Raw genomic sequence first — 17,716 nt, forward strand, 5'->3', positions numbered from 1 at the left:
TGTGGTCCTAGAGAAACCCCATCATCGCAGGTCACAAGGCACTTCTTCGTTCCGAGAGAAGCCGTCCACAGACATCAAACCGGTGGATCCGGGCTGAGTACAGCGGTGGCGTAGACACCACTGAGGAAGCCATTGGAAAGCTTGAGCGCGAGGCATGGGACAAGATGCATGCCGACGAGCGCACTCTCAAGGCGTTCGCTGACTGGTCGTCCTGCATGAAGCAAAAGGGTTACGACTACAAGGATCCATGGGCCGCCAACAACGACCCCAAGTGGGCTCCCACTGGCCGGTCGGAAGAAGCGATCTCGACTGCTAAAGCCGATGTCACGTGCCGGCAGGAGCACAGCGTGACTGAGGTCATGCATCAAGTCGAGGTGGAATGGCAGAACAAGCTGATCGAAGAGAATCCGAAGACCATCGCTGACGCCAAGTCATACAGTGGACGAGTGATGGGCCGTGTGAATTCTGCACTGGGTCGCTGAATCACTTTGAGGGCTGCCGAGGAGTCACGCCGCGGCAGCCCTCTACGCAAAGACAGGATTCCCGATATGATCAAGATCAACTACGTGACGTATGCCGCCGCTGCTACTGTTTTGATTGCCTCGCTATTCGCGGCAAGAAGTTTCGGGGGATCGGGAGTCGATTCGCCTGATTATTCCGCCCAAGACCTGTGCGGAGAGAGCTACTCGATTGTTGACGAGCATAGGATCGATTCCGGCTCCGACGTAAAGGTAAAAGTGAGCATTGGATATAATAGTGACACCAAATCATTCTGCGGCGTCGTAGTGCGAGAAGATAATAGCCCCAAGGCGTCGATGAGTGTTTCTCTCACGGTTCCTGGTCATCCTTCCGATACGGATAAGGGTGACGCTGCTGACTATGCTGGCCCGGTCTTCGTCTACGCTAAACAGCAATGCACGAAGTGGGGCGGGTCTGTGAATGACACGCAATGGACCAGCCCGCGACAGCAATGCGGCGCAGTTACTGCCGATTGATCCACTGAAGTTCAAATATGGTAGCCCTGAGGCGCGTGTCCGATGGGTCGAGTGACTGATCCGCGCTCCATGGCTTCGGCGTAGTCGACGGGCATCCGGTTCATGACGGTCTGGTCGGCCGGCAGGGGCCTGCCGATCAATAACTCATCGATCTTGGTGGGGATTACGGGAGGGTGGGGTCGTGCCCGGCGATCGCGGCGAGTTGTTGTGCCGTGGTCACGGTGAGGGCGCCGGCCGGGACCTTGTGCCCGAGCGCGGTGAGCACGGGGGTGACCTCCTGGAGGGTCGCGCCGATTCTGCTCTTGGCCAGGCTGGTCGCCTCGGCGAGAACGGCGTTCGTCATGGACCAGCGCCTCTTGAGGAGGAAGACGACAAGCTGGTCGGAGACGGAGAGCCGTCTGCCGCCGGCGCCGGGGCCGCCGTTGGGGCGTTTCCCGGGCAGGAAGATCGGCGGGTGCTCGGCACGCCAGGCTCGGTAGCGGACGGCGAGATCGTCAAAGGCGGCGGGCTCGAGTTCGGTGAGGCTGGGGTGCCGCAGCCAGGTGGGGAGCTTGTCCCCGGTGGGAAAGCGCCCGAACTCGGCGCTGGGCGGGGGCGGTTTGGGAGCGAGCGGTTCGGGGCGCAACGTGTAGTTCCACGTGCCGTGCCACTCGTGCGGCGTCAGGGGCAGGCGCTCCATGACGGTGTCGGGGACGGTGACGCCGGTGGGGTAGGCGCCGGGGTCGAGCTCGGCGTGGACGGACAGCCCGCTGCGTGTCGTGGTCGCTCCGATGGTGCTGACGACGACTTCGTGGCTGGTCAGGGGCCTGCCACGCCAGTTGATGCTGATCTGTGAGAACAGCCGGTGCTCTATTTTGTTCCAGTGTGTCCTGAATGCAGAGGGGAATTCGATGTAGGAAGAATTTCTTGAAGCAGTGCTGCGTGACCGATGAAGGATTGGCCCTTCGAAGTCGCCCTGCGGGGGGAGGCTTCAAACCGCGTGTGTCACGAACGCAGAGGGGAGTCTCAGGTAGGAGAGCTTCACGATGCGGTGCTGTGCGAGAGATGAGGGATTTGGCCCCTCGGTGCCGTCCTGCGGGGGATGGTGTCAAACCGCCACATGCTGCGTTGGTTAACGACCGTCGTGGTGAGCGATGTGGAAAAGGCGGCGGTAGAGCCGTCAGGTGGGGATCAGGAAGACGAACGCAAGTGAATCGCTGCGGAAGTGTCGTTAGGAGATAAGTGACATCAGAACCGGAGATTTGTGGTTGCTCCGGGATGAGTCTGGCAGGTGTCCCGTTTACTGGCCAGGCGGTGTCCGGCACGGAGGCGACGTGAGCCTGATCTGCGGCTTTCGCATGGAACGTGAGAAGGCATGTCCCGATACAGCCGCTTGACTGATATGGGTGGCGAGAGGAAGCGACCCAAGCGGAGGAACCGTGAGGGTTTGAGTACCGACGCGGGGTGTGCTGGCGGACCGGCTCGTAGTAGTGAGGAACCCTTTGTAATGAAGGGGGAGCGAAGGGGCCGGGTCATCCGTGACTGTTTGTTCGTTCGGTCAACCGGAAGTTCTCCGGGAGGAGCTGGGTGGACCAGTTGAAATCATCAGGCAAGCCGTTTGAGATCTCGAAGTGGGAGGTTCAGGAGGCGTACGAGAAGGTAAAGGCCAACAAGGGTGCGTCGGGGGTGGACGGGCGCTCCATCGAGGACTTCGAGAAGGATCTGAAGGGTAACCTCTATCGGATTTGGAATCGTTTGTCCTCGGGGAGTTATTTTCCGCCTCCGGTGAAGGGTGTGGAGATCCCGAAGTCGCATGGTGGTGGGGTTCGTTTGCTCGGTGTGCCCACCGTGGCTGACCGAATCGCTCAAACGGTGGTGGCCCGGCGTCTTGAAGAGAAGGTCGAACCGATCTTCCATCAGGATTCCTACGGCTACCGTCCTGGGCGGTCCGCGTTGGATGCGGTCGCGGCATGCCGGAAACGCTGTTGGAAGTTTGACTGGGTGATTGATCTGGACATTCAGAAGTTCTTCGACAGCGTGCCATGGGGTCTTGTCATCAAAGCGGTTCAGGCTCACACCGATCTCCCCTGGGTAGTGCTGTATGTGCGGCGGTGGCTTGAGGCGCCGTTGCAATTGCCCGACGGGACCTTGCAGCAGCGCGATCGCGGAACCCCACAGGGCTCTGCGATTTCGCCTGTGCTGGCTAACCTGTTCATGCACTATGCGTTTGACGTGTGGATGGCCCGGGAATATCCGGGGGTCCCGTTCGAACGGTACGCAGACGACGGTGTTGTGCACTGCGTCAACGAGAGCCAGGCCCGGAGTCTGCGGGCGGCAATCAGGGCGCGAGCTTTCTCACGGTGCGGGCTTGATCAGGTCGAGTGCGTGGTCGGGATGTGACCGGTAGTGATCGACTGCGGCGGCGTGGTTGCGCCAGCCGGCGAGTTCGGCGAGCGCGAGGACGGTGTTGCGCAGGCTGGCCATGGCGCGGGGCGCGTTGCCGGTGCGGATCTTCGAGGCGTCTTCGCGCAGGGTCACGTCGCGCAGGTGGTGCAGGGCTTCCACGCCCCAGTGCTCGCGGATGTGTTCGCCGAGCTGGGCGGCGGTGACCTGGTGCATCGTCAGATCGGTCAGGGCGTAGACCCGTTCGAGGGTGAGCTTGCCGGTGGCCAGGACGCGCCGGCGGCGCACGGTCTGCAGGACCTGGTCGGCGTGGGGAAGGGGAGGCCGGGGACGGTGGCCGCCTTGAGACGACGGATCTCGTCGCGGCCGTGCGCGGTGGCGCGGGTCTTGTCCATCAGCGGGATCTCGTGCCAGGGCAGGTGTTTGAGCTGGGCGTGCAGGGTGGGGTGGTTGCCCTTGATCAGGGCGATGTAGTGGGCGTTCTTCTCCTCGACGAGGAAGCGGGCGTGGTCGTGCTGGGTGAGCAAGGCGTCGAAGGTGACGACCTTGCCGGTCAGGTCCACAGGTTCGAGCAGGGGACGGAAAGCAGAGATCTCGTTGCTCTTGGAGTCGACCTGGCGCTGGGCGATGACGGTGCGGGTGCCGTGGACGCAGGCGGCGAGCAGGTGGACCGCGCGGCGTCCGCGGGGGCGCGAGCCGCGCACGGTTTTGCCGTCCACCGCGACGGCCTCCCGCTTGACCAGGCCGTCTTCTGGGGCCGGGGCACTGAGAGGGTCGCAGTGCTGTAGCTGCACCCAGGCGCCCAGGGCCTGGTCGAGGGCGTCGCCATCGAGGCGGGCGAGCAGGCGGGCCAGCGTGCAGGTGCGCGGGATGCCCCGGGCCAGGCCGATCCGCTCGCGCAGGGCCGGGTCGAGTCCGGCGGCGAAGCGGACGATGCCGACCCAGGTCGAAGCCCCGGCGAGCACGGCCGTAGTGCACAGCACCAGCAGGGCTCCGAGCCGGTATCGGCGGCCGCGGACCCGGCGTGGGTCGGGCAAGCGATCCAGGACATCGGCCAGGCCGACCAGGCGGTCAGCTTCCTGGCCGGAGGTGTCCGGCAGGCGGTCGTGGTGGCGGGTGACAGTGGAGATCAGGAAGGATGGCATGCGGACGCGGCTTCGGTTGTGATCAACGGCTTCAGACACCTTGATCATCCGAGGCCGCGTCTCGTTTCACCAACACCGTGGAACCGACAACACACCTACTCCGTCACAACCGTGACGTCTCGCCACCCGAGAACGCTCGAGCCCTGATCTCGATGGCACGTTCATCGTGCGCCCGGAGCCCTTCAAGAACCCTTACCAAGGGGCGGAACGACGAGGAGGTGAACATGTCTTCCGGCCGCTCACCCTGTGCCAGAAACACGGGCACGATCAGTGTTGCAATCTTTCCCTGCCCGGGTTTCTGGCGCAGGGCCCGGCCGATTGCCTGGACGATATCGACTGCGGACCCTTTGGGGTCCAACAGGGCCACGCTGTCCACTGCTCGAATATCCACACCCTCGTTCAGAACACGACAATTCGAAAGGACCGCATGCCCTGCCCTGCGCCCGAAATCAGCGAGCACGGAGCGCCTGTGGTCTGCCTCGTGCTCGCCGCTCAGCCAGTCGGCCCACACCTTCTCCGGATACCTGTCGGGGTCGGATGTGTGCAGGCGCTGCGCGACCCGGGGGAGCCCTTTCGCGAAGGCCGAGGCCTCTATGGTCCGGTGATGGAAAGTGATGGTGGTCTGCAGCTGATGCGCCGCCATCGTTTCCAGCAGCGCGGCCTGCAGCGCCCCCATCCGCTCACCCCGCAGCTGCTCCTCGCGTTTTTCGTCGCTGGCGAGGCGGGTGGGGGTGACGACGGGGTCGGTCAGTTCGACGACCACAATTTGATAGCGCGCCAGGAGCCCCCGGGATACCGCGGACGCGAGCGAGAGCTCGTAGACCACGGGCCCGTAGATTTTGGGGTCGTCCATGGAGCAGGCCAGCTCCTGCGGCAGGGGATCCCGCATGTTCTCGAAGCCTGCCTGGCGCTTTGCCCACTGGGCCCGGGGCGGGCGTTCCTTCCAGATGCGGGGTGTGGCGGTCATGTAGAGCCGGCGCATCGCTGGGATGACGTCCTGGTCATGGATCGCGGCCCACGCCTTCCCTGCCGATCCACTGGTCCGGTGGGCTTCGTCCACGACCACGAGGTCGAAGACGTCCATGGGAAGCCCGTACGCACCCTCGTGGGCTTCGGCCAGTACCGGCAGCGAAGCGTAGGTGGCGTAGACGGTCACGGGTCCGCGGCCGTGCCAGAGCGCCAGTTGTGGCGGGCTGGTTGTGGACCGCACGTCCAGGTCCCACAGATGCGGGTCGTCATCCAAGGAGCACACCGCCACCGCCGGACCCGTATGCCCGGCCAAGCGCCATTCCCGCACGGTCTGCGTCAGCAGATCCAGGGTCGGCAGCAACACGAGAACCCGTCCATTACGCGCGAGCCGCAGCGCGGAATGCGCGGCGATGAACGTCTTTCCCGTACCGCACGCCGCCACTACCGTGGCCCGCAGCCCATTACGCGGAATCCGCTTCCCCGGAGGAATATCAAGACCGCGCACCACAGCGTCAACGGCTTCAACCTGATGAGGTTGCGACACCGCGGGTGGTTGTCGTTTGGCCGCTGGGGTAGTTGTCATCGCGGGTTGTTGTCGTTGTTGCTGGTCAGGGTGGGTCTTCTCCTGGTGGTGTCATTTTGATGCGGTGTGTTCGGTGTCATCGGTGTGCGTTGTCGCTGGACAGCGGGGTGTGGTGTCTGTGGGGTGTGGTTGGCGTCCGGGCTCGTGGGTGGCCGTTGTTGTCCGGTTTCAGATCCCTGCCATCGACTTGTCGAGTACCCCGCCGATCGCGCCGTACAAGCTGCACTTTGCGGAGTGTCCGGACCTTCTTCGGAGTGTGAAGCCGAGCAGGCTGAAGGCGAGGAAGAGCCCTCCTTCGACTGCGGCGACGACTGGGTTGTAGATGAAGTACACGAAGGCGGCGACTCCCAGCCAGACCACGATGGGCAGCATTGAACCCCGGAGAACAGTGCCGAGGCCGACGGACGCCAGGCCGTCCGGCAGCACCCGTTTGTTCCACAGTTCGATGTGGTCGCGCGTCACGCAGTGCTCGTCGGTCATGCCCTGATCAGATCACCCGAGCACTGATCTGCGTGGTGATGAGTCAGAGACCGGGCTGCCAGGGGTGTGGCGGGGGTCCGGGGGCCGGTCTGGGGGCCTTGTACCGCAGGTCATTGGCCGTTGTCTCTGGTTCGCGGCTTTTAGTCCTGTAGTGAGTTTTCTGGCGGTGTCATGGGGATGAGCCGTTTTGTTGGCCGGGGGCGGGCCGGGGTGGTGGTGTGCGGTGGCTGTGCTGCCGGAAGACGACGGGCTGGTCGGTGGGGTACTCCCGTCCAGGTTGGGGCGTGAGGGCGCGGTTGCCCGTTTGATGGCGTTGGACGCCCAGGGTGGGCTGACGTCGGCTCATGTGCGTTTGGTGGCGTCGGGGCTCGGGGTTTCGGTCCGCACGGTGCGCCGTTGGGTTGAGGCGGCCCGTAGCCAGGGTCGGACGGGGCCCCTGCCGCGGCCGCATTTCACGGTCACCCCTCACGTGCGGGCGGTTTTGGCGGTGTGGGGCGGAAACGTGGCTGCGGTGCACCGGGAGTTGCTTTCTGAGGCCCGGGCGGCCGGGGATTCGGAGGCGGTGCCGTCGTTGGCGACGTTGCAGCGTGCGGTAGCGCGCGACCTTTCCGCGGGGGAGCGGGCTGGTTTGCGTGGAGGCGAGGCTGCCAGGCGCCGGTATGACGTGTACGGGAAGCGCCCCGCGACGCATCGGAACGCCTGTTGGGAGGGTGATCACAAGCGGCTTCCGGTGCGGGTGGACCTGGAGGGGTCCGCGGCGTGTCCGTGGGTGACGTGGTTCATCGATGTCGCGACGAAGGTGATCGTGGGGGTGGCCCTCACTCCGCATCAGCCGGCCCGGGACGCGGTGCTGGCGGCGCTGCGGACGGGGATCAGCCGCGCCGAGCCCTACGGGCCGTGCGGTGGTCTGCCGACCGTGGTGCGGGTGGACCGCGGCAAGGAGTTCCTGTGCCGGACGGTGGAGCGTGCGCTGGGCGCGTTCGCGGTCCCGGTGGATGATCTTCCGGCGTACAAGCCGTACCGGAAGGGCACCATCGAGTCGTTGAACGGTGCGGTGGAGGAGATGCTGCTGGTCTCGCTGCCGGGCTATACGCATCGTGCTCGCCCCGCGGAGGTGTACCGCCCGGATCGGGTGGAGGATCTGCTCTCGTATCCGGACTTCGTGAAGGTGCTGCTGGACTGGGTGGCGTGGTGGAACACCGAGCATCACCCTGCGGGTCTTGCGGACGGGCTGACGCCGTTGGTGGCGTGGGAGTCGGATCCGACTCCGGTCGAGGAGGTGGCGGAGGAGCGGCTGGCGTTCTTCGCGCTGGAGGACGACGGCCGGCAACGGAAGATCACGACGAAGGGGATCAGCTGGCGGCGCCGTGCCTATATCGCGCCGTGGATGGCCGGGAACGTCGGCACGCTGGTCCGCCTGCGGTATCTGCCGCACTATGACGGGCAGATCGAGGTGTTCGCCGCCGAGGAGTGGGGCCGACATCTGGGGACGGCCTATCTGGCCCAGGCGGCGACGCTGGAGCAGCGCCGCGCGCTGAGTTCGGTCAGGGAGCAGAAGGCCCGCGGACTGAAGGCGGATTTGAAGGCGGCGGAGAAGCTGCGCCGGACCCGGTATACGGCAACGACCACGGCTTCCGCTCCCCGTCCGCGGCGCACGGTCACCTCCGGTCAGGCCGAAGCGGAGATCGCCCGGGCGAAAGCGACGGATCTGGCGGCCCGTGCACTGCCGGACTTGATCCCGCCGAGGGAGCCCCCGTCCTCGTGGGCGCGCCCGATTCTCCGCCCTCGGCGGGCGGCCGACTCGCAAACGGACGCTGGGCAAGCGGCTGACTGCGGGCCGCCTGAAGTGGCCGGCGTACCTGGGAACAGCGAGGAGCGTTGAGGAATGGCGACTGCTGAACGTAAGGGCCGGCTGCCCCGGGAGCGGGAGGACCACTTCATGCGTCTGCCGGGAGCCCAGGTGGTCTCGACGCGTGCCCTGCTGATGGTGCGGGAGAACATCCGCGCCGCGATCGAGGCGCGGGCGATGATCTGTATCTACGGGCAGGCAGGCCGGGGCAAGTCCTTGGCGGTGAACACCTCGCTGCGTGAGCTCGCGCCGAAGCTGACGCGCCGGATCCAGTTCCGGGCGCGCCCCTCCACCCGAGACCTGCGCCACGAGCTGTTCCACGCCCTCGGCCTGCAGGGCCGCCCGCCGGCGCAGCCGATTGAGTTCGACCGGATGCTGCGCGGCGCTCTGGAGGAGACGCATGTCCTGGTCTGCACCTTTTGGGGTTGCACCCAGGGCTGTCTGCACCGTTGTCTGTACGGGTGCGCCCGGGGTTGCACCGGAGGTACTGCCGGAGGTGTGAACCTCCCTTTCCGCGAACGGGCTGTTTGCGCAGGTCAGACCCCGTGGGTAAGCCCGATTTGGGCGCCGACAGACCCCAGTTCACCGCCGTCCTGGCCGGCATCAAGGTACGCGGCCCGGTCGGCCGCCCCCGCACTCGCCCGGACGCCGTCGCCGGCGACAAGGCATATTCTTCCCGCGCCAACCGCGCCCACCTGGGCAAACGCAACATCAAGGCCGTCATTCCGGAGAAGAAGGACCAGGCCGCGAACCGCAAGGAGAAGGGACGCCGGGGCGGACGGCCCGTCAGCCACGACGTCGATCTTTACAAGGAGCGCAACAGCGTGGAGCGTTGCATCAACAAGATCAAGGACTGGCGCGGCCTCGCCACCCGCTTCGACAAGACTTCCGCCAGCTACCTCGCAGGGCTCCACCTACGCGGCTCCCTCATCTGGATCCGCAGCCTCCGCCCCACCGAGTGATCTCAACTCAGAAGAGGCCCTAGGAGGAACCAGTGTCATACCCGCAACTGCTCACCCCCGAGGAGAAGCTCGCCGACGCGAAGAAGCTGTTGAGCCTCCCGCGTATCGTCGTGATCTGCGGCTCCACCCGCTTCATGACCGAGATGACCGAGGCCGATCTGCGGGAGACCAAAGCCGGAAAGATTGTCGTCAAACCGGGCTGTGACCTGAAGTCGCCGCACGAACTTTGGTCCGATCCTGTCGAGGCCGAGGCGCTGAAGGTTCGACTCGACGATCTGCACCGGGCGAAGATCCGGCTCGCTGATGAGGTGCTCGTAGTCGGCGACTACATCGGAGACAGCACCCGAGCCGAAATCGCCTACGCCCGGTCGCTGGGCAAGCCCGTGCGGTTCACACACCCCGAAGTCGACCCTGACGCCTGACCGCCCGCTGCCACCTCGACAACCAGGGCCGGCAGCCCGCCGCCTGACCGTCTCGCGGTGGCTTCGGCCGCCGCCCACCCCACACCCTCCGCAGGCATCCCTTGGAATTGATCATCTAGTGCTCTGACCGGGAAGGTTCGCCGGGTGGCTGGGAGGGTGGATGGCGTGCGACGACGGAGATCTGCCCAATAGGATCTTGAGCCCAGGCACGGAGGAGGGCGACGATGGAACAGCCGCGGATACGCCTCGGCAACGATGATGCGTGGCTGGAACTGGCTCGGACCGGCTCGGACAGCTGGCAGGTCACGGCGGATTGGTGCTCCTGGCTGACAGCTGACTTCACTGCGGATCTCAGCGCTGCGGAGGTCGTGGACTTCGTGGCGCGGATACTCTCTCGCCTGCGCGCGCCGTCGGGTGTGCGCTTTTCGGCGGCGGTGACTCCCGGTCGGAACAATCCGCTGACGTTGAAGGCGGAGCCAGTCGGGGACGGTTTCGCCTTTTTCGTGCGCCTGACTCCCAACGGTGACGACGACGTGTGTCATTTGCAGATGGAGATCGATCCGATCGCCACGGTGGAACTTCGTGAGACATTCAGTGCGCTGCACGCGGCGCTGGTGGTCTGACCGCCTGGAGCATTTAGGTCAGGCCGCCGTCGTAAGCGGGCGTCCGCCACAGCCGGTCGGGATGTCGTAGTTCGGCCCAGACCGAACCCGCGGTAGGGCGGATGCCGAGCGGGCCGAACTCGTCGAACGCGAAGACCCGGTCCGGAAAGCGGTCCAGGACGTGCTCGATGCGGTCGAGTTTGGTGTCGCGTTCCGGGTCCGGGGACTCCTTCCAGGTCTTGGTGCGCTGGAAGGTGATGCCGCGGCGGGCGAGCAGGCAGCGTAATGCTTCGCGGCCGATGCGGATCATCCGGCCGTGGACTTTGCGCAGGTAGGAGACAAGTTTGCGCAGCGACCAACGGGTGAAGGGTGATGAGGCTCTTTGAAATCGGCCAGGGCTGCTTTTTTCCCAGATGGTCTGGTGTGGGGAGGTTGGGGAGTACGAGCGTGTGTCACCACGGTCGGCTTGGCCATCACACAGCTGCGGGCCTGTGTAGCTTTGGCCAGGACACCGATCCTTGGGGAGGGGAAGATCGTGCATGACTTGGGAGGCGTTGCGGTTCGCGTCCTGCGCTGGGTCGGCGCCGGGATAGTCGCCGCGCTGGAATATGTGAACCTCCGTGACGGCCTTCGAGGGTTCAAGCGTGACGTGCAGCGCGGAGCCCGCCGGTCGCGCTGAGGAGTTCTTCTGCTGGATGTGGCCCCTCGTGATCGGTGACGGTCAGGTGTTGTCGGTGTAGTAGACGCGGAGGATGCCGTCGATGTCGTTGACGGTGTCCGAGATGCTGATGGTGTCGATCCAGCGGTGTCCGACGTGGGAGTCCTGGCAGATGCGCGTATGAGGCTCGGTGCCGGACCGCCAGGGCTCGGGCCCGGCTCACAGACGACGCGGCCCGGGACTGCGCGGCCGCGAAGTCCAGTCGGCCGTCCCGCCAGATAACGGCTTCGCCGTCGAGTACTGTGCCCGGCCGGAGTTCCATGCCGGCCACGGCCAGGTCCATCCAGTACTGGGTGACAACCCTGCCGGACCGGGCGTACAGGAACACGGTGTCGTCAGTGCGGCGCAGCACGGTCCTGTGACCGTCGAACTTGGGCTCGTACCACCAGTCCGGTCCGTCCGGCAGGGTCGGTACGGCGCGGGCCAGCGCCACCTTGATTGGGAACTCCACACACCGATCCTGCGAGCCCTGCCCCGAGCCGGCGCGCCGTACAGTCCGTCTGGCCTACGCCTGCCTCCGTGGTGCAGATCTGACACGCCTTAATATCCGGCTCGCAGCTTCTGTTCCTCCTTCACCAAGTTCGCGGATCCGGTTCCGGACGTCACCCACAGCCGCCGCGCCGGATCTGGCCCACGTCCCCCTGGTCGGCCGGATCGCCGCCGGCGTGCCGGGGTCACGCTACTGGCGGCTGGCTGGACGGGGCGGCCTGGTCGGCGGGCTGGTCCAGCTGTTGCTGGCGGCGCCGCTGTTCGTTGCGGTGGTCTTCGACGCGCTGGGTGAACAACTTCAGCGCCTCGTCTTCCCGGCCGGGGCCGAATTCACTGTAGGGGCCGATGCCGAGGGTGACGGTGTTGGCCTCCTGCTCGATGGCGTCGGCGGTCTGCTGGAGGAAGTAGCTGCGCTCGCGGAACTTGTAGTAGCCGGTGAACATCGCGGCCACCGTGATGGCGAAGCTGATCCCGGTCAGGGTGACGCTCTGCCAGGTCAGCTCCTTGCCGGTGTCCAGCGCCGCGATCGTGGTCGTGGAGGCTGAGCCGATCATGATGAGGGACTGCAGGCTGTTGTGGACCGCCGGTACTTGCGGCTGTCGGCCTGGTACTGCTCGACCGCGGTGGCGACTTCCTCGCGGTAGAGGTCGCGCCGGTCGTCCAGGGCGGGGCGCCGGTCGGCCTTCTGCTGCCACAGCTGCTCCTGCGCGGACGCGAGCTGCGCCTCCGCGCGCTGGAGGGTGGGCAGGTCCCGCCCGGCGAAGTGCACCCCGACCAGCGCCAGCAGGGACAGCAGGGACAGCAGGAGCAGGCTGCCGCAGATCAGATCGCCCAGGACGAACCGCGCCGGGTCGCCAGCGGTGAGCGCGGCGATGCCCGTGCCGATGACGGCGGTGAGTAAGGACAGCCAGCTGACCGCCCACCCGGCGCGCCAGATGCGGTCCAGCCGCCGGCGTCGGGCGAGCTTCTCCTGTGCGTCGATGACGCGGTTGGTGGTCACCACGTAGATCCGTTCGTCGGCGTCCCGCTTGCGGGCGCTGATCAGTTCGTCCGCGTCCCGCATCCGGCGAGGCGCGTCGTCGTCAAAGTTCCGTGCCACGGGCGAGTCAGCGGGCAAACGCTTCGGTCAGGCGCACGCTGTAGCCGTCCTCTTCCATCAGCACGACGGTGACGCCGAACGGGTCGGGATGGTCCAGCTCGATCGGCGTGAAGGCGAAATTCACCGCGGCCTGGATCGGCGGCACCAGTTCGCCGCCGGGCTGTGGCGCGGGAGCCGGCCGCCAGTCGGGAGCGGCCGACGCCCACCCCTCGGGGCTGCGGGACAGGAGCTGCTCGCTGTAGGGGAACTGGTGCAGGACGTGCCCGTCATGCGTGGCGAGCACCATGTTCAGGCACGGTGCCGGGCCGACGATGGGCAGCTGGCAGGCGGTGGCGACGTCGTGGGTCTCCCAGGCGAGGACGACCTCGTCCGCGCCGGCCGCCGCGGCGATGTTCGCGAGCTCCGCGATCCCGGCGAGCGCGTCCTCGCCAACCTTGAGCGGGCGCACCCAAATCAGCCCGACCAGCTCGCCGCGCACCAGCGGCATCATGACCGGCCGCGGCACGGCCCCCTCCCCGAGCCCTGCGGTGTACGCCTCCTTCATCACGTCGACCAGTGCGTTCCACATCCGCGCTTCCACGGAAGCCCCCCCTTTGTCTGCCGATCCGATCACCGCACCCTGCCACGGGGTTGAGGCCGTGTCAGCGGGATGATCAGCCAGCTCCCGAAGGCGTGGGCCTGACCCGCTCAACCTGGCTCCGGCCCGCGCTCTGTGCCGTCGCCATGCCGCAGCTCATGTCTGGCACTCCCATACGTGCAACGCGCGGTGCAACGCGCGGTGAAACGCACGGCTGCAACGCGGGTGCGTTGCGGCCCTGAGCTGCACAGAAGGCCGGTTCGGAAGGGTTGGGAGGGCTGTTGCACCTCGTTTCAGTCTGCGCGATTGGCGTGCGATCCGTGGCGCGATTCAATGAGCGATTGGCGTGACCTCTGTGTCCACTGATGAGGCCAAGCTGTTCAGCGCTGTCGATGCGCTGCTGGAGCAAGTCGCGCAGGGCGATCTGCCGGTCTCCGCGTAGCGCAAGAGGCTGCGGGAGGCGGCGGGGCTGAGTCAGGCGCAGATCGCCAAGGCGCTGGAGGCCCGCCGGGAAGCGGTGGGGAACTGGGAGACAGGGAAGACCGAGCCGCGGCCGCCGAAGCGCGCCGCGTACGCCCGGCTGCTGGAGGGTCTCGCCACCCGCTTCCCCGCCCCGGCCTCCGACGCGACCGCCGCCGACCCGGCGCCGGCGGTCCCGGAGGCGTTCACCGGCCCGACCCCGGAGCCGGTCCCAGCACCCGCCGCCGCTGCGCCGTCGCGGCCAGAGGCGAGCCACGCCGCCAGGCCGACGTCGTCGCGGCGCCCGGGTGCGAAGAAGGCGGCGGCGAAGAAGACCACGGCGGCCGCCGTCGACCCGCGGTTCGAGAACGGCCCGCTCACCGTCGTCGACTGCGACACGGACGGGCAGGTGTCCGCGTACTGCGTCGGCGGTCTCGTCCTGGACGTGCCCGCCAAGAGCATCCCGGCGCTGGTGGAGTGGACCCTCGCGGAGGCCCGGCTCGGGCAGCCGCGGCTGCACCGCAACGGCAAGGACGCCGACCCGATCCTCGTCCTGATGCCGTCCGCGCTTCAGCGCTACGGCCTGCCCGCCGCCCTGTCGGAGGAGGAGCGGCGGGCCGGACGCCTCCCTGCCGGGCACAAGGTCATCAAGCAGGTGGAGCGCGCCAACTGGCAGTTGACCAAACGGGGCTTCGGCCCGTGGGCGCGGATCTACCGCCCGGCCGAAGGGTCGAAGCGCAACTGCGTCCAGCTGTGTATCCCGGCCTGGAACGCCCTGGACGTCCGCGAGTGGGACGACCGCGACGCCCCGCTGCTGCCCACCATGGGCGCGGCGGACCTGGCCCGGTTCCTGGGCACGTACGCGACGCGGGTGATGACGCCGCGCGGCACCACGGCCGTCACGGGCCTGGAGCTGATGGTGGCGCTGCACCCGCCGACGATGGCGGTACGGGACGAGGAGACCGGCGGGTGGAAGCCGGGCGGCGGCCCGGCGCCGGGCGCGCTGACGGCCGTGTACGAACCGGTGGAGTGCGAGGTCCCCGACGGGCACCCCCTGCTCAAGGGCAAGTTCGCGCGCCACCACCAGCGGACCCCTGCCGAGATGCTGATGGAGGAGTCCTTCGACTGGTGCCGGCCGCTGACGGACGCGGAGTGCATGAAGAGTCACGTCGTCGGCATCGACGTCAACATGGCGTTCGCCGCAGCCGCGAACCGGCTCACCGTCGGCCTGGGCGCGGCCACGCACCTCCAGCACCCGCAGTTCGACCCGAAACTGCCCGGCTCCTGGCTGGTCGACCTCTCCCACATCGCCTTGGACGAGCGGCTTCCCAACCCGTTCACGGCGAAAGGCACCCGCCCGGAGGGCCCGGCCTGGTACGCCACGCCCACCGTCGCGTACGCGGTGGAGCTCGGTGCCCAGGTCCAGCCGATCGAGGCGTACGTCCGTTACGAGCACGGCGGCTACCTGGACGCCTGGTACCAGCGGCTGCGCAACGCCTACATGGAGACCATGGCCGACCTCGGCGTCGTCTCCGGCATGGAGGAGCAGGCGTTCCTGGAGGCGATGGCCGCCTCCAAGAGCGTCGACCCCGAGATGGCCCTCGTCCTCAAGGCAATCAAGGCGACGGCGAAGGGCGGCATCGGCAAGCTGAGGGAGCGGCCGCGCGGTACGCCGATGTACGAGCCGTGGCCGGCCCTGGAGCGCAAGGAGTGGCGCCCCGACATCCGGGCCGCCGTGCTGGCAACCTCCCGGATCAACATGCACCGCAAGATGATGAAGGTCGCGCCGGCCGCCGACCTGTACCCGGTCGCGATCGGCACGGACTGCTTCGTCTACCCGTCCGACGGACCGAGCCCGCTGGACTTCCTGCCGCACACCGAGGACGGCAAGCCGCTGCCCGGCGCCTTCCGGCTCGGGGTGTCGCCCGGGATGGTCAAGCACGAGGGCACCCAGACCACCCTGTGGGCCGAATCCCAGTACGAAAAGCACGGCCTGGTGAACATCGCCCGCCTCATCAAGGACGGCGGCAATGCCGCCGACGACGGGGAGTAGACCATGGTGGACCAGCTCGGGGACAGCCTCGACCGCGCGGTGGAGCAGGCGTTCACCCGCCCGATCCCGAAGTCCGCACAGGCGCAGATGAAGTACCTGGTCAAGCAGCTCAAGGGCACCAAGGCCGTCGCCCAGGCGCTCGGGGTGTCCCAGCGGACCGTGGAACGGTACGTCGCCGGGAAACTCAAGCGGCCCCGCAAGGACCTCGCCGCCCGCATAGAGCGCGAGGTCAAGAAGCGATGGCAGCCGCAGATCCGGGAGAAGGCAAAGAAGAAGGCGGCGTCCACGGACGGCATCGTCGTCTCCACCCAGGCAAGGTTCGGGTTCACCGCCGCCCCGGGCACCACCGACGACGCCCGCATCCGGCACATCACCCAGGCGCTGTCCCCGCAGTGGGCGCAGCGCCTCTTCGAGGCCCGCGACGCCGGCGCCACCGAACAGCAGCTCCTGGACATTGCCGCGCAGGGCCTGGGACACCACTACTTCCGCGACAACGGACGCCGCGCCCACGACCTGGACGTGGAGTTCACCGACGTGGAGGAGATCGAGATCACCCTGTAGCCCGGCCACGCACCAGGGCCCCGAACCGCACCGGCGGCGGTTCGGGGCCCTGCTCGTGCCCGGGTCAGCCGGTGGCGGCCTGCCGGTCGGCCACCGCCTTCCGGGCCTGCTGCAAGTCCTCGTACGTTGCGGCCTGCAGCGTCTCCATTCGGGCGAGCGCCTTCGTGGTGTCGTCCTTCTTCATCGCACTGCCGGCGAACTCCAGCAGCAGCTCCACCATCGCGTGACTCTTCCAGTGCCTCAGTTCCGCCTCGTTCAGCAGCTCCGGACCGCCAGTCAACATCAGGTCCACCAGTCGCCCCCGGGCCCGCCACTCCCGACGCCGACGCCACCAGCCCCCGCCCGGCCGGTTCAGGTCCCGCACCTTGCGGATCAGCTCCACCATGGCCCGGATCTGCGTCTCCTGCTCGGGCGTCGACTGCCGCCCCGAGCCGTCAGAGAGCGCCTGCACGGCCTCCTGGACGGCGTCACCGTCCTCGCCCGCACCGGTGGCCGCTCAGCTGCTCCACAGCCTTCCTGAGCGACGCTTGCGCCGCCTCTGTGTCGTTGTCTTCGGACACGCTCACCCCTTCTTCTCCGAAACGCGCAGCATGCCCGGCGGGCGGCGCCCCGGGCAACGGGCGGCCCGGCCGGGCGCGACGGCGTTCCTACTGCGGGTCCGCCTCACCCGGAGCATCCGACGCACGCCGGGAACGGATGACGCCCGGCAGCTGACGGGAGCAGGCGACCGGGATGAAGAACAGCCCGACCATGCCGAGCCCGGTCACCGCAGCGCTCAACAGGCCCACCGACACCGACGGTTCATCGACCGAAGCCACCCCGCAGAACACCGACGTGACGGCGACGAACACCAGCGACGCGGCGATCCACGGCTCCCGAAGCAGAGACCGGGTGCGGGCCACCACGCTCATCCACCACGTCCAGCCCGCCATCACGCAGAACAGCACGGCCGCCGGCGGCAGCAGGACGGGCGGCGCCCACCGCGCGACGTCGCCGCGGGGCAGCTGCTGCCCGGCCTGGTGGCCGACCTGGACCAGCCACACCAGGTACACCGGCACCTCCACCGCGGTCACCACCCACATCAGGATCCGCAGCCCCCGTAACGCGCCCCGCTCGCTCATCCCTACGTCCTCCCCCTCGATCATCAGGTCCAGGGGAACGTACTGGCCCGGCATCCGTGCCCACCAGGGCGCCGTCACCCGCAAGGGTGGAGATCAGCCGCCGGGGTGCGCGCCGACGCGGTCCTCTGTCCACAGGCCCGCCGGGATGTGCTGATCCTGGATCCACCGTGTGAATCCTGATCTTCGTTTTCGGGTGGGATTCCGGTGATGTTTTTGCGTTTGGGTAGCACATCTTGCCGGGTGGCCGTCC

Annotated in this window: 18 protein-coding genes and 4 pseudogenes; 10 read left to right on the plus strand and 12 right to left on the minus strand. The window is 67.3% G+C overall.

The window, feature by feature from the left end; genetic code table 11:
* The first annotated feature begins 164 nt into the window (after window positions 1-164).
* Together ACIBB8_RS35315 and ACIBB8_RS35320 are read left to right on the plus strand one after the other, a co-directional pair.
* A complete protein-coding gene (locus ACIBB8_RS35315) occupies window positions 165-482 on the plus strand; it encodes a hypothetical protein (RefSeq protein WP_398959192.1) in 318 nt (105 codons plus the stop codon).
* Between the two features lie 66 nt (window positions 483-548).
* Window positions 549-995: a hypothetical protein gene (locus ACIBB8_RS35320; RefSeq protein ID WP_398959194.1), complete on the plus strand. Its 447-nt coding sequence runs from the start codon at window positions 549-551 to the stop codon at window positions 993-995.
* A 163-nt stretch (window positions 996-1,158) separates the two neighbouring features.
* On the opposite strand, the gene ACIBB8_RS35325 is transcribed toward ACIBB8_RS35320, so the two are convergent.
* A complete protein-coding gene (locus ACIBB8_RS35325; protein WP_398959222.1) occupies window positions 1,159-1,932 on the minus strand; it encodes a hypothetical protein in 774 nt (257 codons plus the stop codon).
* 629 nt (window positions 1,933-2,561) lie between these two features.
* Here ACIBB8_RS35325 and ltrA point away from each other — a divergent pair.
* Complete coding sequence (ltrA, locus tag ACIBB8_RS35330) at window positions 2,562-3,374, plus strand: group II intron reverse transcriptase/maturase (protein WP_398959196.1); 813 nt, start codon at window positions 2,562-2,564, stop codon at window positions 3,372-3,374.
* On the opposite strand, the gene ACIBB8_RS35335 is transcribed toward ltrA, so the two are convergent.
* The 4 genes from ACIBB8_RS35335 to ACIBB8_RS35350 all read right to left on the minus strand — a co-directional run bounded on the left by ACIBB8_RS35335 (window position 3,330) and on the right by ACIBB8_RS35350 (window position 6,554).
* Entirely contained in the window at window positions 3,330-3,665 is a 336-nt protein-coding gene (locus tag ACIBB8_RS35335) for a hypothetical protein (RefSeq protein WP_398959198.1), read from the minus strand. The genes ltrA and ACIBB8_RS35335 overlap by 45 nt on opposite strands.
* Window positions 3,605-4,522 (minus strand): ISAs1 family transposase, encoded by a 918-nt coding sequence (locus tag ACIBB8_RS35340; protein WP_398959200.1) that lies wholly within the window; start codon window positions 4,520-4,522, stop codon window positions 3,605-3,607. The genes ACIBB8_RS35335 and ACIBB8_RS35340 overlap by 61 nt, the downstream gene beginning before the upstream one ends.
* Window positions 4,523-4,625: 103 nt before the next feature.
* Window positions 4,626-6,074 (minus strand): DEAD/DEAH box helicase family protein, encoded by a 1,449-nt coding sequence (locus ACIBB8_RS35345; protein WP_398959202.1) that lies wholly within the window; start codon window positions 6,072-6,074, stop codon window positions 4,626-4,628.
* Window positions 6,075-6,242: 168 nt separating this feature from the next.
* Window positions 6,243-6,554, minus strand: coding sequence for a hypothetical protein (locus tag ACIBB8_RS35350; protein WP_398959204.1), 312 nt, complete (start codon window positions 6,552-6,554; stop codon window positions 6,243-6,245).
* A 307-nt stretch (window positions 6,555-6,861) separates the two neighbouring features.
* On the opposite strand from ACIBB8_RS35350, the gene ACIBB8_RS35355 reads away from it, so the two are divergent.
* The 5 genes and pseudogenes from ACIBB8_RS35355 (at window position 6,862) to ACIBB8_RS35375 (ending at window position 10,410) form a co-directional block, all read left to right on the plus strand.
* Entirely contained in the window at window positions 6,862-8,436 is a 1,575-nt protein-coding gene (locus tag ACIBB8_RS35355; protein ID WP_398959224.1) for a Mu transposase C-terminal domain-containing protein, read from the plus strand.
* 144 nt (window positions 8,437-8,580) lie between these two features.
* Window positions 8,581-8,796 (plus strand): annotated as a pseudogene (locus tag ACIBB8_RS35360) (AAA family ATPase); the annotation flags it as partial.
* 176 nt (window positions 8,797-8,972) lie between these two features.
* Window positions 8,973-9,365: pseudogene (locus tag ACIBB8_RS35365) on the plus strand (transposase); the annotation flags it as partial.
* A 32-nt stretch (window positions 9,366-9,397) separates the two neighbouring features.
* Window positions 9,398-9,787 carry a hypothetical protein gene (locus tag ACIBB8_RS35370; RefSeq protein ID WP_366691420.1) on the plus strand — a complete coding sequence of 130 codons (390 nt, stop codon included), beginning with the start codon at window positions 9,398-9,400 and terminating at the stop codon, window positions 9,785-9,787.
* 224 nt (window positions 9,788-10,011) lie between these two features.
* Window positions 10,012-10,410 carry a hypothetical protein gene (locus tag ACIBB8_RS35375; protein WP_398959206.1) on the plus strand — a complete coding sequence of 133 codons (399 nt, stop codon included), beginning with the start codon at window positions 10,012-10,014 and terminating at the stop codon, window positions 10,408-10,410.
* 49 nt (window positions 10,411-10,459) lie between these two features.
* Here the strand turns inward: ACIBB8_RS35375 and ACIBB8_RS35380 are convergent.
* The 5 genes and pseudogenes from ACIBB8_RS35380 to ACIBB8_RS35400 form a co-directional block, all read right to left on the minus strand.
* Window positions 10,460-10,804 (minus strand): annotated as a pseudogene (locus ACIBB8_RS35380) (IS630 family transposase); the annotation flags it as partial.
* 223 nt (window positions 10,805-11,027) lie between these two features.
* A complete protein-coding gene (locus ACIBB8_RS35385; RefSeq protein WP_398959208.1) occupies window positions 11,028-11,558 on the minus strand; it encodes a hypothetical protein in 531 nt (176 codons plus the stop codon).
* 223 nt (window positions 11,559-11,781) lie between these two features.
* On the minus strand, window positions 11,782-12,150 hold the full coding sequence (locus tag ACIBB8_RS35390) for an SLATT domain-containing protein (protein ID WP_398959210.1): 369 nt from the start codon (window positions 12,148-12,150) through the stop codon (window positions 11,782-11,784).
* Complete coding sequence (locus tag ACIBB8_RS35395) at window positions 12,147-12,695, minus strand: hypothetical protein (RefSeq protein ID WP_398959212.1); 549 nt, start codon at window positions 12,693-12,695, stop codon at window positions 12,147-12,149. Before ACIBB8_RS35395 ends, ACIBB8_RS35390 begins: the two co-directional genes overlap by 4 nt.
* A gap of 7 nt (window positions 12,696-12,702) precedes the next feature.
* A complete protein-coding gene (locus tag ACIBB8_RS35400; RefSeq protein ID WP_398959214.1) occupies window positions 12,703-13,263 on the minus strand; it encodes a hypothetical protein in 561 nt (186 codons plus the stop codon).
* 364 nt (window positions 13,264-13,627) lie between these two features.
* Between ACIBB8_RS35400 and tap the strand changes: the two are divergent.
* Together tap and tpg are read left to right on the plus strand one after the other, a co-directional pair.
* Window positions 13,628-15,784 (plus strand): annotated as a pseudogene (tap, locus tag ACIBB8_RS35405) (telomere-associated protein Tap).
* Between the two features lie 3 nt (window positions 15,785-15,787).
* Window positions 15,788-16,345 carry a telomere-protecting terminal protein Tpg gene (gene tpg, locus ACIBB8_RS35410; protein WP_398959216.1) on the plus strand — a complete coding sequence of 186 codons (558 nt, stop codon included), beginning with the start codon at window positions 15,788-15,790 and terminating at the stop codon, window positions 16,343-16,345.
* A gap of 64 nt (window positions 16,346-16,409) precedes the next feature.
* On the opposite strand, the gene ACIBB8_RS35415 is transcribed toward tpg, so the two are convergent.
* Window positions 16,410-16,796: a hypothetical protein gene (locus tag ACIBB8_RS35415; protein ID WP_398959218.1), complete on the minus strand. Its 387-nt coding sequence runs from the start codon at window positions 16,794-16,796 to the stop codon at window positions 16,410-16,412.
* A 196-nt stretch (window positions 16,797-16,992) separates the two neighbouring features.
* The gene (locus ACIBB8_RS35420; protein ID WP_398959220.1) at window positions 16,993-17,520 is read right to left on the minus strand and encodes a hypothetical protein; all 528 of its coding nucleotides are present in this window, start codon (window positions 17,518-17,520) and stop codon (window positions 16,993-16,995) included.
* Window positions 17,521-17,716: the final 196 nt, after the last annotated feature.

This window comes from Streptomyces sp. NPDC051286, assembly GCF_044455345.1.
Lineage (GTDB): Bacteria > Actinomycetota > Actinomycetes > Streptomycetales > Streptomycetaceae > Streptomyces.

What these genes read in the sequence shown, in the direction of transcription:
- ACIBB8_RS35315 (WP_398959192.1), top strand. Translation starts at nt 165, where the DNA reads ATGCATGCCGACGAGCGCACTCTCAAGGCGTTCGCTGACTGGTCGTCC.
- ACIBB8_RS35320 (WP_398959194.1), top strand. Translation starts at nt 549, where the DNA reads ATGATCAAGATCAACTACGTGACGTATGCCGCCGCTGCTACTGTTTTG.
- ACIBB8_RS35340 (WP_398959200.1), bottom strand. Translation starts at nt 4,522, where the DNA reads ATGCCATCCTTCCTGATCTCCACTGTCACCCGCCACCACGACCGCCTG.
- ACIBB8_RS35345 (WP_398959202.1), bottom strand. Translation starts at nt 6,074, where the DNA reads ATGACAACTACCCCAGCGGCCAAACGACAACCACCCGCGGTGTCGCAA.
- ACIBB8_RS35350 (WP_398959204.1), bottom strand. Translation starts at nt 6,554, where the DNA reads ATGACCGACGAGCACTGCGTGACGCGCGACCACATCGAACTGTGGAAC.
- ACIBB8_RS35355 (WP_398959224.1), top strand. Translation starts at nt 6,862, where the DNA reads ATGGCGTTGGACGCCCAGGGTGGGCTGACGTCGGCTCATGTGCGTTTG.
- ACIBB8_RS35375 (WP_398959206.1), top strand. Translation starts at nt 10,012, where the DNA reads ATGGAACAGCCGCGGATACGCCTCGGCAACGATGATGCGTGGCTGGAA.
- ACIBB8_RS35390 (WP_398959210.1), bottom strand. Translation starts at nt 12,150, where the DNA reads ATGATCGGCTCAGCCTCCACGACCACGATCGCGGCGCTGGACACCGGC.
- ACIBB8_RS35400 (WP_398959214.1), bottom strand. Translation starts at nt 13,263, where the DNA reads ATGTGGAACGCACTGGTCGACGTGATGAAGGAGGCGTACACCGCAGGG.
- tpg (WP_398959216.1), top strand. Translation starts at nt 15,788, where the DNA reads ATGGTGGACCAGCTCGGGGACAGCCTCGACCGCGCGGTGGAGCAGGCG.
- ACIBB8_RS35420 (WP_398959220.1), bottom strand. Translation starts at nt 17,520, where the DNA reads ATGCCGGGCCAGTACGTTCCCCTGGACCTGATGATCGAGGGGGAGGAC.